The organism is Citrobacter sp. wls718, from assembly GCF_005280945.1.
GTDB lineage: Bacteria > Pseudomonadota > Gammaproteobacteria > Enterobacterales > Enterobacteriaceae > Citrobacter > Citrobacter gillenii.
On record NZ_SZWV01000100.1, the window covers coordinates 26,537 to 43,369 of the forward strand.

At 52.0% G+C, this 16,833-nt stretch carries 11 protein-coding genes and 2 pseudogenes; 6 read left to right on the forward strand and 7 right to left on the reverse strand.

Annotation, left to right across the window (positions count from 1 at the left end; genetic code table 11):
• The coding region (locus FDW95_RS18605; protein ID WP_096756194.1) for an AI-2E family transporter at positions 1-1,062 on the reverse strand (1,062 nt) is incomplete at its 3' end.
• 227 nt (positions 1,063-1,289) lie between these two features.
• Here FDW95_RS18605 and bepA point away from each other — a divergent pair.
• Both bepA and arsC read left to right on the forward strand, forming a co-directional pair.
• Entirely contained in the window at positions 1,290-2,753 is a 1,464-nt protein-coding gene (bepA, locus tag FDW95_RS18610) for a beta-barrel assembly-enhancing protease (RefSeq protein WP_115257799.1), read from the forward strand.
• Between the two features lie 77 nt (positions 2,754-2,830).
• Complete coding sequence (gene arsC / locus FDW95_RS18615; RefSeq protein WP_096756192.1) at positions 2,831-3,190, forward strand: arsenate reductase (glutaredoxin); 360 nt, start codon at positions 2,831-2,833, stop codon at positions 3,188-3,190.
• Positions 3,191-3,223: 33 nt separating this feature from the next.
• Here the strand turns inward: arsC and FDW95_RS18620 are convergent, their stop codons facing one another.
• From FDW95_RS18620 to bglK, 5 genes are all read right to left on the reverse strand, one after another.
• Positions 3,224-3,925, reverse strand: coding sequence for a DnaA inactivator Hda (locus tag FDW95_RS18620; protein ID WP_212726261.1), 702 nt, complete (start codon positions 3,923-3,925; stop codon positions 3,224-3,226).
• Positions 3,926-4,020: 95 nt separating this feature from the next.
• Positions 4,021-5,310, reverse strand: coding sequence for a uracil permease (gene uraA / locus FDW95_RS18625; RefSeq protein WP_096756190.1), 1,290 nt, complete (start codon positions 5,308-5,310; stop codon positions 4,021-4,023).
• A 95-nt stretch (positions 5,311-5,405) separates the two neighbouring features.
• On the reverse strand, positions 5,406-6,032 hold the full coding sequence (gene upp, locus FDW95_RS18630; RefSeq protein ID WP_096756189.1) for a uracil phosphoribosyltransferase: 627 nt from the start codon (positions 6,030-6,032) through the stop codon (positions 5,406-5,408).
• Positions 6,033-6,215: 183 nt separating this feature from the next.
• Positions 6,216-7,646, reverse strand: coding sequence for a 6-phospho-beta-glucosidase (locus tag FDW95_RS18635; RefSeq protein ID WP_115257798.1), 1,431 nt, complete (start codon positions 7,644-7,646; stop codon positions 6,216-6,218).
• Between the two features lie 8 nt (positions 7,647-7,654).
• Positions 7,655-8,533, reverse strand: a complete 879-nt coding sequence (bglK, locus tag FDW95_RS18640; protein WP_115257797.1) for a beta-glucoside kinase BglK — start codon at positions 8,531-8,533, stop codon at positions 7,655-7,657.
• 291 nt (positions 8,534-8,824) lie between these two features.
• Between bglK and purM the strand changes: the two genes are divergently transcribed.
• From purM to ppx, 4 genes and pseudogenes are all read left to right on the forward strand, one after another.
• Positions 8,825-9,862, forward strand: a complete 1,038-nt coding sequence (gene purM / locus FDW95_RS18645; RefSeq protein ID WP_096759359.1) for a phosphoribosylformylglycinamidine cyclo-ligase — start codon at positions 8,825-8,827, stop codon at positions 9,860-9,862.
• Positions 9,859-10,503: a phosphoribosylglycinamide formyltransferase gene (purN, locus tag FDW95_RS18650; RefSeq protein WP_096756186.1), complete on the forward strand. Its 645-nt coding sequence runs from the start codon at positions 9,859-9,861 to the stop codon at positions 10,501-10,503. Before purM ends, purN begins: the two co-directional genes overlap by 4 nt.
• A 203-nt stretch (positions 10,504-10,706) precedes the next feature.
• Positions 10,707-12,770, forward strand: a pseudogene (gene ppk1 / locus FDW95_RS18655) (polyphosphate kinase 1); the annotation flags it as partial.
• Positions 12,771-12,901: 131 nt separating this feature from the next.
• Positions 12,902-14,443, forward strand: a complete 1,542-nt coding sequence (gene ppx / locus FDW95_RS18660; protein ID WP_115257796.1) for an exopolyphosphatase — start codon at positions 12,902-12,904, stop codon at positions 14,441-14,443.
• Here the strand turns inward: ppx and FDW95_RS18665 are convergent.
• Positions 14,423-16,692: pseudogene (locus FDW95_RS18665) on the reverse strand (sensor domain-containing phosphodiesterase). The gene ppx and the pseudogene FDW95_RS18665 overlap by 21 nt on opposite strands.
• Between the last annotated feature and the right edge of the window lie 141 nt (positions 16,693-16,833).

A 16,833-nucleotide genomic window follows, 5' to 3' on the forward strand; every position in this document is an offset into this window, starting at 1 on the left:
TGACTCGTCAATCGTCTGACCATCCGGCCAGGCATGGACGACTGCTTTGATTAACGTCGCCAGCGGAATAGCAAAGAATACACCCCAGAATCCCCACAGCCCGCCAAAAATCACCACCGACAGAATAATCACCAGTGGATGCAGGTTTACGGCTTCGGAAAACAGTACTGGAACCAACAGATTGCCGTCCAGCGCCTGAATGATCAGGTACACGGCAAAGCAGCTCCAGAACTCGGTCCCGAGACCAAACTGGAACAGCGCCACGCCCACCACCGGGATGGTCACCACGAAGGCACCGATATACGGGATCAGGACTGAAAAACCGACCAGTACAGCCAGCAGCAAGGAGTAGTTGAGGCCAAACAGCAGGAAGCCCAGCCAGGTGGCGACGCCTACCACCACCATTTCCAGCACTTTGCCGCGAATATAGTTGGTGATTTGCTGGTTCATCTCTTTCCAGACCTGCCCGGCCAGTCCACGATTACGCGGAAGTACCCGACGTACGGCATTCAGCATCTGGCTTTTGTCTTTCACCAGGAAGAACACCATTAGCGGAACGAGAACCAGATATACCGCCAGCGTCAGCAATCCGACCAGCGAAGCCAGCGAATATTTCACCACGGAATCACCCATATTGAGCATTCGCGCGCGCATATTCTCTGCCATCGCATCAATGATGCCGGCATCCATCAGCGCCGGATACCGTCGCGGCAAGGTAGCGGCAAAATCAGACAGCTTGTTAAGCATGCCGGGCATATCACGAATCAGGTAGATCCCCTGCTGCCACGCGACCGGCATTACCACAAACGCCATCAGCAGCAGAATACCGACGAACACCACCAGTACAATGGATGTCGCCCAACGCCTTGAACAGCCGATATTTTCCAGCCGCACGGTGGGCCATTCCAGCAGATAGGCCAGCACAATGGCAACCAGCAGCGGCGCTAACAGCCCACTAAAGAAGAAAAGGATGCCAAAACCGGCAACCAGAATAATCAGCAAGGCAATAGCCTCAGGGTCGCTAAAGCGGCGGCGATACCATTGCATCAACATTTCGAGCATAAAACCCTTCCATGAACCTCAATAGCGGGATTGCGATCCCGAATTGTATCGAAATGTCACAAAAAAGACTTCGCTTTTTATAGCGGTTTACGCAAAGTGAAAAGACATTTTTCCTGGGTGTTCATCGTCGAATTTCGCAGTTACACTCCCAAAGCTGTCTGAGGGTGAACGATACTTCACAGCATGGGTCAAATGGCTATCTCAAAAAAGAATACAGGACAGAGGTTATGTTCAGGCAGTTGAAAAAAAACCTGGTTGCTACCCTCATTGCTGCACTGGCCATCGGTCAGGTCGCGCCCGCATTTGCTGACACTGCGGACACCCTACCGGATATGGGAACCTCAGCAGGGAGCACGCTTTCCATCGGGCAGGAAATGCAGATGGGTGACTATTACGTACGCCAGCTGCGCGGCAGTGCGCCGTTAATTAACGACCCTTTGCTGACCCAATACATTAATTCTCTGGGGATGCGTCTGGTCTCACACGCGGACTCCGTCAAAACCCCCTTCCATTTCTTTTTGATTAATAACGATGAAATAAACGCCTTTGCCTTCTTTGGCGGCAACGTTGTGCTGCACTCTGCGCTTTTCCGCTATTCCGATAACGAAAGCCAGCTGGCGTCGGTGATGGCGCACGAAATTTCTCACGTCACGCAGCGCCACCTGGCGCGCGCCATGGAAGACCAAAAGCGCTCTGCCCCGCTGACCTGGGTGGGGGCTCTGGGTTCTATTCTGTTGGCGATGGCCAGTCCGCAGGCGGGGATGGCAGCACTGACCGGTACGCTGGCCGGCACCCGTCAGGGGATGATCAGCTTTACGCAGCAAAATGAACAGGAAGCGGACCGTATCGGTATTCAGGTCCTGCAACGCTCAGGATTTGATCCGCAGGCCATGCCGACGTTTCTGGAAAAACTGCTCGACCAGGCGCGCTATTCCACGCGCCCGCCTGAAATTCTGCTGACACACCCCCTGCCAGAAAGCCGTCTGGCGGATGCGCGTAACCGTGCTAACCAGATGCGACCGACGGTGGTGCAATCCTCGGAAGATTTTTACCTGGCAAAAGCGCGAACCCTCGGCATGTATAACTCGGGTCGCAACCAGTTGAGCAGCGACCTGCTGGATAACTGGGCAAAAGGCAACGTCCGCGAGCAACGGGCGGCGCAATATGGCCGCGCGTTACAAGCAATGGAAGACAGTAAATACGACGAGGCGCGTAAAGCGCTACAGCCGCTGCTGTCTGCCGATCCGAACAATGCCTGGTATCTCGACCTGGCGACCGATATCGATCTCGGTCAGAAGAAAACCGGCGATGCAATTAATCGCCTGAAAAACGCCCGCGACCTGCGCGTTAATCCGGTATTGCAGCTTAACCTGGCGAATGCCTATTTACAGGCCGGTCAGGCCAAAGAGGCCGCTACCATCCTGAATCGTTATACGTTTAATCATAAGGATGACGGCAATGGCTGGGATCTGTTAGCACAAACGGAAGCAACGCTGAATAACCGCGATCAGGAACTGGCAGCGCGCGCAGAAGGCTATGCGCTGGCGGGACGTCTTGACCAGGCCATTTCTATGCTCAGCAGCGCAAGTTCACAGGTGAAGCTGGGAAGCCAGCAGCAGGCAAGGTACGATGCCCGTATTGACCAGCTACGCCAGCTGCAAGAGCGCTTTAAACCGTACACGAAGATGTAACTATTGAATACTTGCCGGATGGTGACGCTGTTGCGTCTTATCCGCCATCCGGCAGTTTTGCTATGCAAGGAGAAGTCATGTCAGACGCGATTAAAATCTACCATAACCCACGTTGCTCAAAGAGCCGTGAGACACTGGAATTACTGAAGTCCAACGGCGTGGAGCCGGAAGTAGTGCTGTATCTCGACACTCCCGCAGACGCAGCAACTTTGCGTAATCTGCTGCAGATGCTGGGCATGTCCAGCGCGCGTGAGCTGATGCGCCAGAAAGAAGATCTCTATAAATCGCTCAACCTGGCGGACGAGACTCTGAGTGAAGAGGCGCTGATTCAGGCGATGGTGGAAAACCCGAAACTGATGGAACGTCCGATTGTGGTGGCCAACGGTCAAGCGCGAATTGGGCGTCCGCCGGAGCAGGTGCTGGATATCGTCGGCTAATGTGATGCACCGCAGTCTTTTCGGCTGCGGTGCTTACAGCTTCAGAATCTCTTTGACGAACGGAATGGTCAGCTTGCGCTGAGCGGTGATCGACGCATGATCCAGCTCATCCAGGGTCATAAACAACGTGCGCATTTCGCGATCCAGACGCTTTAGCAGGAAGCGGCCCACGTCCTCCGGCAGTTCGAATCCGCGCAATCTGGCGCGTAATTGCAATGCCTGAAGCTTATCTTCATCCGAGAGCGGCTGAAGTTTGTAGATTTGCCCCCAGTCCAGACGAGAAGCCAGATCCGGCAGCCCGAGATTAAGCTGTCTTGGTGGACGATCGCCAGTGATCAGCAGGCGCGTTTTGCCTGATTCCAGAATGCGGTTGTAGAGATCGAAGATCGCCATTTCCCACAGGGAATCCCCGGCCACGCATTCAATGTTATCAATGCACACCAGCGAGAGATGTTCCATGCCATCAAGCACTTCCGGTACGAACCACGTACGCTTATCCAGCGGGACATAGCCGACGGCATCCCCGCGCTGAGAAAGCTCGGCACAGGCTGCGTGCAGCAAATGACTACGGCCCGCGCCTTCACGCGACCAGAGATAGATATACCCGCTATGTTCCTGACGCAGCACGTTTTGCAGCGCGGCCAGTAAAGAGGAGTTATCCCCCGGCCAGAAACTTGCGAAGGTTTCATCGTCAGGAAGATAAAGTGGCAAAGAGAGCTGTGCCGGTGTGTTCAGAGATACCTCAACCCAGGATTTCATAAAATCGCGTTGAGTTTACCACAGAAATACGTCGCGATAGAACCGGGCAGCGATGCCGCCCGGTCAGAGACTTAGTGTTGCGGTCTGTCAGCATCTTCAGCGTCAAGGACAACTTCTTCCGGACGCAGCAAGCTAATCACTTTGAAGATCAGGCTCAGGGCAACGCCGACAATGGTCGCCAGCGCCATGCCTTTCAGCTCAGCCGCACCAATGTGAACCTTCGCACCGCTCACGCCGATGATCAGAATCACCGAGGTCAGGATCAGGTTTTGTGCTTTGTTGTAATCAACTTTTGATTCGATCAACACGCGGATACCGGACGCACCAATCACCCCGTACAACAGCAGTGAGACACCGCCCATAACCGGCAGCGGGATTATCTGAATCGCGGCGGCCAGTTTGCCCACACATGAAAGCAGAATAGCAAAAATTGCCGCCCCGCCAATGACCCAGGTACTGTACACGCGGGTAATGGCCATGACGCCGATGTTCTCACCATAAGTGGTGTTAGGCGTGGAACCAAAGAAGCCGGAGATCACCGTCGACAGGCCATTGGCGAACATCGAACGGTGCAAGCCGGGATCGCGAATTAAATCTTTCTTCACGATATTGGCGGTCACCACCAGGTGTCCTACGTGTTCGGCAATCACCACCAGCGCCGCAGGCAGGATGGTCAGAATAGCCACCCATTCAAAACGCGGCGTGTAGAAGGTCGGCAGAGCAAACCAGTGGGCTTCGGCAATGGGTGTGGTATCCACAACGCCCATCACGAACGAGAGCGCATAACCCGCCAGCACACCAATCAGAATCGGGATAATCGCCATAAAGCCGCGGAACAGTACCGAACCAAATACCGTTACGCCCAGCGTCACCATCGAAATGATAATGGTTTTAGAATCCGGCATTTGTCCTTCAGCTGGCAGCAAGCCTGCCATCCCCGCAGCAACACCCGCCAGCTCAAGGCCGATGACGGCAACGATTGCGCCCATAGCCGCAGGCGGGAACATCACATCCAGCCAACCGGTACCTGCTTTCTTCACGATGAAAGAAACCAGACAGAACAGCACGCCACACATGATAAAACCGCCGAGCGCCACTTCATACCCTAACGGCAGTAGCAGCAGTACCGGAGAGATAAAGGCAAAGCTGGACCCCAGATACGCTGGGATTTTCCCCTTACAGATAAAGAGATACAGCAGCGTACCAATGCCGTTAAACAGCAGGACGGTGGCCGGGTTGATATGAAACAGGACTGGCACCAGTACCGTGGCGCCAAACATGGCGAACAGGTGCTGCAAACTAAGCGGGATTGTCTGTAAAAGCGGCGGTCTTTCACTCACCCCGATAGCACGGCGCGTCATAGTGTTTTCCTCTGAGTATTGTGTTTGAGTAGCGATGGGTTGTTTTATTCAAAAAAAAGCCGACTCTTAAAGTCGGCTTCTTTTTATTTATTCATTTACTTGGTACCAAAAATCTTATCGCCGGCATCGCCGAGTCCCGGAATAATGTATCCGTGCTCGTTCAGCCCCTGGTCGATAGATGCGGTATACAGCTCAACATCCGGGTGCGCTTTTTCCAGCGCAGCGATACCTTCTGGCGCAGCAACCAGCACCAGCACTTTAATGCTGCTGCAGCCCGCGTTTTTCAGCAGGTCGATGGTAGCAATAACGGAACCACCGGTGGCCAGCATCGGGTCAACGATCAGCGCCATGCGCTCGTCAATGTTAGACACCAGTTTCTGGAAGTACGGTACCGGCTCCAGCGTCTCTTCGTTACGGTACATGCCCACCACGCTGATACGCGCGCTCGGGACGTTTTCCAGTACGCCTTCCATCATACCCAGGCCCGCACGCAGGATTGGCACAACGGTGATTTTTTTCCCTTTGATTTGGTCGACTTCAACCGGGCCGTTCCAGCCTTCAATGGTCACCTTTTCGGTTTCCAGACCAGCGGTTGCTTCATAAGTCAGCAGGCTGCCAACTTCCGAGGCGAGTTCACGAAAGCGTTTAGTGCTGATGTCGTTTTCACGCATCAATCCCAGCTTGTGTTTGACGAGTGGGTGTTTGACTTCCACGATCTTCATACTCTTCTCCTTTCCTCAGACGAGTGGCAACCACAAAAAAAATCGCCGGATTATACCGCTTTTCCTCTCTGGCGCAACACTGCATACGCTTGATATGGATCAACCAAAGTCATTTACGTCTGAAAAATGAGTATAAGACACGCCCCGCACGCTGGGCGGGGCCGAGCATCAATCCATTGAATTCTATAAAAATTCAGCATTGGTCTGAATGACGTGCTGGTACCATGAAAAAGATTTCTTAGGCGAGCGTGCTAATGTCCCACTACCGTCATTATTTTTATCGACGTAGATAAAACCATAGCGTTTTTTCATTTCGCCCGTCCCGGCGGACACTAAATCAATACACCCCCACGGCGTATAGCCCATTAAATCGACGCCATCTTCCACCACGGCTTTTTTCATCTCACTGATGTGGGCCGCCAGGTAGTCAATGCGGTACTGATCGTTCACCGTCCCATCGCTTTCCAGCATATCGATGGCACCAAATCCGTTTTCTACGATAAACAGCGGGAGTTGATAATGATCCCAGAACCAGTTTAGCGAGTAGCGCAGGCCGACCGGATCAATCTGCCAGCCCCAGTCCGATTTTTGCACATAGGGGTTGGAGACCAGGCTTTTCGTTTCGTCATAATCCAGTTGCGGATTCTCCGCTGAAGCCTGCGTAGCAAAGGACATGTAATAACTGAAACCAATATAGTCAACACAGCCCTGAGTCAGCGCCTGACGGTCCTCCTCGGTAATATCCAGCTCAAATCCCCGACGTTCAAAGTAGTTGAGAATATGCTGCGGATATTTGCCACGCACATGGACATCGGTAAACCAGTAACGGCGATGCATGGCGTTCATCGCCATCATTATATCGTCAGGCGCACAGGTCAGCGGGTAAATCGGGCACATGGCAATCATGCAGCCAATTTGCAGCGTGGGATTAATCTCACGCGCCACTTTTACCGCCAGTGCACTCGCCACCAGTTCGTAGTGTGCAGCCTGATACATTACCGGCTCTCGGTCCTCGCCTGACTGGTACTTCAAGCCGGAGTTGGTAAACGGTGCAAAATCTTCGTGGAAGTTAGCCTGATTGTTGATCTCATTGAACGTCATCCAGTACTTCACTTTATGCTGGAAGCGGGTGAAGACCACCTCGGCAAAACGGACAAAGAAATCAATCAACTTACGATTACGCCAGCCGCCATATTCCTTCACCAGATGGTACGGCATCTCAAAATGCGACAGCGTAACCACCGGCTCAATACCGTATTTCAGGCATTCATCGAACAGATCGTCATAGAATTGCAGGCCAGCTTCATTTGGCTGCGTTTCATCACCCTGTGGGAAAATACGGGTCCAGGCAATTGACGTGCGAAAGCAGGTAAACCCTATTTCGGCAAACAGCTTAATGTCGTCCTGGTAGCGATGGTAAAAATCAATAGCCTCATGGTTGGGATAATTTTTCCCTGGTAGCACGCCATCGGTAATTTCGCGAGCGACACCATTTGCCCCCGCCGTCATCACATCAGCAACGCTAATCCCCTTTCCCCCTTCCTGCCAGCCACCTTCCAGTTGGTGAGCAGCAACCGCGCCCCCCCACATGAAATTTGCTTTAAATCCAGACATGTTAGCTCCTATACCGTTCTGTTTTGCTGATTGAAATGGTAAACGGCACCGTACAACCCGGCGTCGTTGCCGTGGCTGACGATATCGATATATTCCGCAATACCGAACCAGGCCAAATGATGACGCAACAGCGACAGGAATCCAGGGCGTTCAACAATGCCGCCACCGATGAATATCACCTGCGGATCGAACACATTAACGAGGTTATAAAGACCCGTGCCGAGGTCGTTAAAAAACTCAGTGACTAAACGCTGGCAGACAGGGTCTCCATCGTCGTAGCGATCAAAAACATCTTCGCCCGAGACGGCTTCCAGTGCGCTCCCAATATGTTCCGCATAGCGATGACGTAAAACGCGCAGGGTGCAATTTTCATTCATCGAATAGCGTCTGACATCACGTGTTCCGGGTCGGGCGGTTTGCATATAACCAAATTCACCAGCACGAAAACGCGCGCCATGCACCAGTTGGTTGTTGCAGAAAATCGCCCCGCCAATCCCCGTCCCGATGGTCAGAACAAGGAAATTTTCGATACCGGCTACTTTCCCCTGCCAACGCTCAGCAAGCGCGACACAGTTCGCATCATTTTCAACCGTCACCGGCAACCCGGTACGCTCTTCCAGCCATGCTTTGAGGGCAAAATGGTCAAACTGGCGAATCGCTCCGCCCATTTCGATATAGCCGGTAGTCGGATTGACATAACCCGGTGCGCTAATGGCGATGCCCTCGCAGTCAGGATGGGCTGAAACCCAGTCCAGCATGCCCTGCAAAATTTTGTCTCCATCGCAGTCAGGCACTGACAGCTTGCCCTTTTCCCGCAATTCGCCCTGTTCGCTAATCACGCCCATTTTTAATGCCGTACCACCAATATCGAATGCTGCGATATTCATTAATGACCCTTCCTTTTGACGTGTGGTCACCGTTAATTTCATCACTGCTGATAAAAACAGAAACCGGTTTCAGTAAGATACTGTGCATTACGTCATCCGGTTTCAAGCACCAGGCTGAACCCGGTTTCATTTTCGTGGCTCAGGTCAAATAAAGACGTATGTGAATGTAAATCGCTGAAAAAAACGGCAGAAAAAAGCCGATGCAGAGCAGACTCGCAAACGTTTGCTTTCCCTGTTAGAATTGCGCCGAATTTAACTTTTACTGCAAGTAAACACGTGGGGAACCAGGCAGTGACCGATAAAACCTCTCTTAGCTACAAAGATGCCGGTGTTGATATTGACGCAGGGAATGCTCTGGTCGATCGAATCAAAGGCGTAGTAAAGAAAACCCGTCGCCCGGAAGTTATGGGTGGTCTGGGTGGCTTCGGTGCGCTGTGCGCATTGCCGCAAAAATATCGTGAACCGGTACTGGTTTCCGGCACTGACGGCGTAGGTACAAAACTGCGTCTGGCGATGGATCTGAAGCGCCACGACACCATCGGTATTGACCTGGTGGCGATGTGCGTCAACGACCTCGTGGTACAGGGCGCTGAACCGCTGTTTTTCCTCGACTACTATGCCACGGGTAAGCTGGACGTCGATACCGCTGCCAGCGTGATCGCCGGTATTGCCGAAGGTTGCCTGCAGTCCGGCTGTGCGCTGGTCGGGGGTGAAACCGCTGAAATGCCGGGGATGTATCACGGTGAAGATTACGATGTGGCCGGTTTCTGCGTAGGCGTGGTTGAGAAATCAGAAATCATCGACGGCTCAAAAGTGGCTGATGGCGATGTGCTGATTGCGCTTGGCTCCAGCGGCCCGCATTCCAATGGTTATTCCCTGGTGCGTAAAATTGTCGAAGTCAGCGGCTGTGACCCTGAAACAACCGAACTGGAAGGCAAATCACTGGCCGATCATCTGCTGGCGCCTACCCGCATTTATGTGAAATCCATTCTGGAGCTGATTGAGAAGGTTGACGTGCACGCAATTGCCCACCTGACCGGCGGCGGTTTCTGGGAAAATATCCCTCGCGTCTTGCCTGACAACACCCAGGCCGTAATCGATGAATCCTCCTGGCAATGGCCAGCCGTCTTTAACTGGCTGCAAACAGCGGGTAACGTCAGTCAGCACGAGATGTATCGCACCTTCAACTGCGGCGTAGGCATGGTTATCGCTCTGCCAGAAGCTGAAGTGGACAATGCTCTTGCGCTGCTGAACGAAAAAGGTGAAAACGCGTGGAGAATCGGTATCATCAAAGCGTCCGATTCCGAACAGCGTGTGGTCATTGAATGAAAAATATAGTGGTGCTCATTTCCGGTAACGGAAGCAATTTGCAGGCGATCATTGACGCCTGCAAACAGAAAAAAATCAAGGGCACCCTACGTGCAGTATTCAGTAATAAGGCCGACGCGTTCGGCCTTGAACGTGCACGCGAAGCAGGCATTCCGGCTCATTCGCTGGAGGCAAGCCAGTTTGCCAGCCGTGAAGCCTTTGATCGCCAGCTAATACAAGAGATCGATGCCTATGCGCCGGACGTCGTGGTACTGGCCGGGTATATGCGTATCCTCAGCCCGGCGTTTGTCGCCCACTATGCCGAACGTTTGCTGAATATCCACCCTTCTCTGTTGCCTAAATATCCCGGCCTGCATACACATCGTCAGGTGCTGGAAAACGGTGATGAAGAACACGGAACCTCCGTTCATTTTGTCACTGACGAACTGGACGGTGGGCCGGTTATTCTGCAGGCGAAAGTGCCGGTGTTTGACGGCGACAGCGAAGATGATGTGACGGCACGCGTTCAGGCCCAGGAACATGCCATCTATCCGCTGGTGGTCGGTTGGTTTGTCGATGGTCGTCTGCAAATGCGCGATAACGCAGCCTGGCTGGACGGCATTCGCCTTCCACCACAAGGCTACGCAGCCGACGAAGCATAAAATAGCCTCCCAGCCTCGTAGGTCGGATAAGGCATTCACACCACCATCCGGCACTCATGTGGGCTTTTATGCCGGATGGTGACGCTAAAGCGTCTTATCCGGCCTACATCCTGCAATTCCCCTCATTTTTTCTGGCACATGCCAGTCGTGCTCGCCATAATGATCACGTAGTGTCCCGTGAATGAAACGGAGTAAAAGTATTAATGGGTCAGGAAAAGCTATACATCGAGAAAGAGCTTAGTTGGTTAGCGTTCAACGAACGCGTCCTGCAGGAAGCTGCTGATAAGTCAAACCCGTTGATTGAACGGATGCGTTTTCTGGGCATCTATTCCAATAACCTCGACGAGTTTTATAAAGTTCGTTTTGCCGAACTAAAACGCCGCATCATTATTAGCGAAGAGCAGGGTTCTAACTCTCACTCCCGCCATCTGTTAGGCAAAATCCAGGCCCGCGTACTGAAAGCCGATCAGGAGTTCGATGGCCTGTACAATGAATTACTGCTGGAGATGGCGCGCAATCAGATATTCTTAATCAATGAGCGCCAACTGTCAGCCAATCAGCAGAGCTGGTTGCGTCATTACTTCAAGCAATATCTTCGCCAGCACATTACGCCGATCCTGATTAACCGCGAGACAGATTTAGTCCAGTTTCTGAAGGACGACTATACCTATCTGGCCGTAGAGATCATCCGTGGTGATACCATTCGCTATGCGCTACTGGAAATTCCGTCTGACAAGGTTCCCCGCTTTGTAAATCTGCCGCCGGAAACGCCCCGTCGTCGCAAGCCCATGATCCTGCTAGACAACATCCTGCGTTATTGCCTTGATGACATTTTCAAAGGGTTCTTTGATTACGATACGCTGAATGCCTATTCGATGAAAATGACCCGCGACGCTGAATACGATTTGGTTCACGAGATGGAATCCAGCCTGATGGAGCTGATGTCGTCCAGCCTGAAGCAACGTCTGACCGCAGAGCCTGTGCGCTTTGTCTATCAGCGTGATATGCCCAATGCGCTGGTCGAAATCCTGCGTGAAAAACTGACGATCTCTCGCTACGATTCGATCGTCCCCGGCGGGCGTTACCATAACTTTAAAGACTTTATTAATTTCCCCAACGTTGGCAAAGCCAATCTGGTGAACAAGCCGCTGCCTCGCCTGCGCCATATCTGGTTTGATAACGAAAAGTTCCGCAACGGATTTGATGCCATCCGCGAACGCGATGTGCTGCTCTATTATCCGTATCATACTTTTGAGCACGTCCTTGAACTGCTGCGCCAGGCCTCGTTTGACCCGAGCGTGCTGGCTATAAAGATCAATATCTACCGCGTGGCAAAAGACTCCCGCATCATCGACGCAATGATCCATGCGGCCCACAACAGTAAGAAAGTGACCGTGGTCGTCGAGTTACAGGCGCGCTTTGATGAAGAAGCCAACATTCATTGGGCCAAGCGTCTGACCGAAGCCGGCGTGCACGTCATCTTCTCAGCACCGGGACTGAAAATTCACGCCAAGCTGTTCCTTATCTCACGTAAAGAAGGCGACGAGGTGGTGCGCTACGCCCATATCGGGACCGGGAACTTCAACGAAAAAACGGCGCGACTGTATACTGACTACTCTTTACTGACCGCCGATTCGCGCATTACCAACGAAGTGCGTCGGGTGTTCAACTTTATCGAAAACCCGTATCGTCCGGTGACCTTTGATTATCTATTGGTTTCCCCGCAGAACTCGCGACGTCTGCTGTACGCGATGATCGACAAAGAGATCGCCAATGCACAGCAGGGGCGCACTTCCGGCATTACGCTAAAACTGAACAACCTGGTCGATAAGGGCCTCGTTGATCGTCTCTATGCGGCGTCCAGTTCGGGCGTACCGGTTAATTTGCTGATCCGCGGAATGTGCTCCCTGATCCCGAATCTGGAAGGCATCAGTGATAATATTCGCGTGATTAGCATCGTTGACCGCTATCTTGAACATGACCGGGTCTATATCTTCGAGAATGGCGGCGATAAACAGGTATACCTGTCCTCGGCGGACTGGATGACAAGAAACATCGATTATCGTATCGAAGTCGCCACGCCGCTGCTGGATCCACACCTCAAGCAGCGCGTGCTGGATATTATCGAGATCCTGTTCAGCGATACGGTAAAAGCCCGTTACATTGATAAAGAACTGAGTAATCGCTACGTGCCACGTGGAAACCGCCGTAAGGTTCAGTCGCAGTTGGCGATTTATGACTACATCAAATCACTCGAGCAACCTGACACTAGCCTAAATAATTCAAGTTGTGGGAAGGCGGCAAATGAGAGAATACCCGGGAACTTACGCCAGTAAGTGACTGGGGTGAACGAATGCAGCCAACACATACACAACTTGAAGTATGACGGATAAACGCTATGCCAATACACGACAAGTCACCACGACCGCAGGAATTTGCTGCGGTCGACCTGGGTTCAAACAGTTTCCATATGGTTATTGCCCGCGTAGTTGACGGAGCGATGCAAATTATAGGGCGACTAAAACAACGCGTACATCTGGCGGATGGACTCGGCGAAGACAATAAGCTGAGCGAAGAAGCCATGGAGCGTGGATTAAGCTGTTTGTCATTGTTCGCGGAACGACTGCAGGGCTTCCCCCCATCAAGCGTCTGTATTGTGGGGACCCATACGCTGCGTCAGGCGCTAAATGCCCCTGATTTTCTCAAGCGCGCAGAAAAGGTCATCCCCTACCCGATCGAAATTATTTCCGGTAACGAAGAAGCCCGACTGATTTTTATGGGCGTGGAACATACGCAGCCGGAGAAAGGCCGTAAGCTGGTGATAGACATCGGCGGCGGTTCTACTGAACTGGTGATCGGTGAAGATTTCGAGCCTAAACTGGTCGAGAGCCGTCGGATGGGCTGCGTCAGCTTTGCCCAGATGTATTTCCCGGGCGGCATTATCACTCGGGAAAACTTCCAGCGCGCCCGCATGGCGGCAGCGCAAAAACTGGAAACCTTAACCTGGCAGTTTCGAATTCAGGGTTGGAACGTGGCGCTGGGTGCCTCAGGCACCATTAAAGCGGCGCACGAGGTGCTGCTGGAGATGGGTGAAAAAGATGGCTTTATTACCCCCGAACGCCTGGAAATGCTGACCAGTGAAGTCCTGAAGCACACCTCTTTTTCAGCACTCAGTATGCCAGGGCTGTCCGAGGAGCGGAAAGCGGTTTTTGTCCCCGGACTGGCTATCCTGTGCGGCGTTTTTGATGCGCTGGCAATACGTGAGCTGCGCCTTTCTGATGGTGCGCTTCGGGAAGGCGTACTGTATGAAATGGAAGGTCGCTTCCGCCATCAGGACGTACGTAGCCGTACTGCCAGCAGCCTGGCAAACCAGTACAACATCGACAGCGAACAGGCGCGCCGCGTGCTGGAAACCACTATGCAAATGTATGAGCAGTGGCATGCGCAGCAGCCTAAGCTGGCGAACCCGCAGCTGGAAGCATTACTCAGATGGGCCGCCATGCTGCATGAAGTGGGATTGAACATCAACCACAGTGGCCTGCACCGCCACTCGGCTTACATTCTGCAAAACAGTGACCTACCGGGTTTTAACCAGGAACAGCAGTTGATGATGGCGACATTGGTTCGCTACCATCGCAAAGCCGTTAAGCTGGACGATCTGCCACGCTTTGCGTTGTTTAAGAAGAAACAGTTCCTGCCGCTTATCCAGCTGCTACGTCTGGGTGTCTTGCTGAACAACCAGCGCCAGGCGACGACCACGCCGCCGACGCTGACGCTTATCACCGACGAGAACCACTGGACATTGCGCTTCCCGCATGACTGGTTCAGCCAGAACGCGCTCGTTTTACTCGATCTGGAAAAAGAGCAGCAATACTGGGAAGCCGTAACGGGCTGGCGGCTTAAAATTGAAGAAGAACGCTCACCCAATATCGCCGCATAACGCTTCTACAGGTGCCAGAGTTTCTGGCACCTGTTCTTGCAAAATCTCATGCAGCGGCTGCGGTTTACCGATCAGATAGCCCTGCATATAATCAATTCCTAAAGAAACCACCGCGCTGCGTATTTCTTCGCTTTCGACATACTCCGCCACCACCATCATTCTTTTCATTCGCGCCAGGTGACAAATCGATGCCACAATTTGGTAGTCGAGGCTATTCGAAACAATATTGCGAATAAAGCTGCCGTCAATTTTCAGGATATCGGCGTTCACATTTTTCAGTCGCGCATAGCTGGCATAGCCGGTGCCAAAATCATCAATCGCTATCTGACAGCCAAGTAACTGCAATTGCAGCAGCGTTGCCTGCGCTTGCTCGGCATTGGTTAAGGCATTGCTTTCCGTTACCTCAAAGACCAGTTGCCAGGCTTCAATCTTATATTTCACCAGCAATTGCGCGATATCGGTCGGAAGTCGGGCGCGACACACCGAGGTAGGCGACAAATTAATAGCAAAGCGACGGGCTGGCATTCTCTCCCGATTCTGAGCCATAAATTTCAACGTGTTTTCAATCACCCACAGATCGATGCTGGAGGACAAACCGAACTCATGCGCGACGGGTAAGAAACAATCCGGCGTAACGATTTCATCGTCATCCCCTTTCAAACGCAGCAGGATTTCATGGTACACATCGCCACGCACACCATAAATGGGCTGTGCCATCAGGAAAAAGCGGTTGTGCTCCAGCGCCTGCTGTAGCCGATTCATCATCGCCACTTTATCTTTCAGGTCCCGCTGCAGGTGCATGGCACCACGACGTTGCAAATTTTCAGGCGTATTGGTGGCAAGGGAAAGTTCGGCAATGGTGCTAAGTTCGCCCAATAACAGGTAGATATGATTAACCGGAGAGCGAACATAGCAATAACTGATCCCCACCTGTGGCTGTAAAGGCATACCATCCCAGACAAAGCGGAATTGCTTGATGTGCTGATCCAATGCCTCAATGCGCTGCTGGTGGGACTCGGTGTTAAACCGCAGGACAAGGTCATTACCCGATAACTGAAAGACGTACTCATCCTGTTCCAGAAAGGGCGCTATCCAGTGAGCGATTCTTTGCTTGTACTGGATACGTAGCATGATCCCATAATTTTTGACCAGCGGTTCCATGCCAGGGATCCGCAAGAAACAGAGCACGGACCAGGGCGACTTCTTCACCTCCCGGTTCAATGCGCGTAGATTTGGAAGATGCACCATAGGATCAAAATACGCCAGACGATATGTACGTCGGGTAACGGCTCTCTGACGCGTTGCCAGCACGGCGATGTAATTCACGATAAAGGAGAAAACAAGATAGCTCGACGAGGTGATCGCCAACTGCGTATCGTAGCCTGAGTACCAGGGCATGTAGCTCTGATAATGATGTATTCCCGTAATGAGTATGACCGCCCACATCAGTGAAATAAGTCGATAGCCGTAACGCATTGCCCCCACAGCATGACGGGCAATAACAGGGATAAGGTATAATTCGTACTGAAAATCGAGCTATTTTCATTTAACGGCATACACAACAGCGTCATCAACGTCGTCAATACTATCAACCACGCTGCAAACTCCGTTTTCGAGACTTTATTATCAAACTGCTGTTTTAACTGAGAAAAATAGCCGCGCAGGTGAAAAGGGTTCCGTATTGCCCGAATGATAAAATAACATAGCGGAATACCCACAAGGTTTCCCGTCAGTAAGGCCTGATAATTGATCAATGTGCCGGTATTGAAAGGCATGACGCCCATCATCCTTGATTTGCTCGCATACACGCCAACAAACGCGGCAAACTGAAAGAGTACCAGGAACAGCGTTGCCGGACAGAAAACCTGCCAAAATATACGCTGAAACATCAGATGCGAGTCACCGTGAGCCACGTTGTTCCGTCGGGGGGCAAACACCCGATATCCACCCCAACTGAGAACAATCGTTACGACAAAGTGTGCAATGATTGACACTGTTTCAAACACGCCAACCTGTGGGAGTTTATACCAGCTGATCGCAATGATAATTCCCGGTAATGCGCCCCAGCCAAAAAAGAGCATCAGGCTAATCATCAGCACTAAAGGTAGATAAAAAAGAACGACGTTCCCCGTACTAATATGCGCGTAGGTGTTCACACAACTCAGTAAAGGCAACAACAGGGAGGGTAAGATGAGAGGTAATGCCCACCATTGGTCTCTAATAACAATATACTTTTTATTGATTTTCATAGATGCTCAGTAGAGTCCCTCACATCCTGAAGGGGTATTCAGACAGGTATCCCACCTGACTTTAAAACAATGATGTACAACACATCATAGTGACTCATCAATTTTAGTTATCACCTGAATAGGGCGTTTGACATATATCAA

Coding starts and splice junctions, on each gene's coding strand:
- bepA (WP_115257799.1), top strand. CDS start 1,290: ATGTTCAGGCAGTTGAAAAAAAACCTGGTTGCTACCCTCATTGCTGCA.
- arsC (WP_096756192.1), top strand. CDS start 2,831: ATGTCAGACGCGATTAAAATCTACCATAACCCACGTTGCTCAAAGAGC.
- uraA (WP_096756190.1), bottom strand. CDS start 5,310: ATGACGCGCCGTGCTATCGGGGTGAGTGAAAGACCGCCGCTTTTACAG.
- upp (WP_096756189.1), bottom strand. CDS start 6,032: ATGAAGATCGTGGAAGTCAAACACCCACTCGTCAAACACAAGCTGGGA.
- FDW95_RS18635 (WP_115257798.1), bottom strand. CDS start 7,646: ATGTCTGGATTTAAAGCAAATTTCATGTGGGGGGGCGCGGTTGCTGCT.
- bglK (WP_115257797.1), bottom strand. CDS start 8,533: ATGAATATCGCAGCATTCGATATTGGTGGTACGGCATTAAAAATGGGC.
- purN (WP_096756186.1), top strand. CDS start 9,859: ATGAAAAATATAGTGGTGCTCATTTCCGGTAACGGAAGCAATTTGCAG.
- ppx (WP_115257796.1), top strand. CDS start 12,902: ATGCCAATACACGACAAGTCACCACGACCGCAGGAATTTGCTGCGGTC.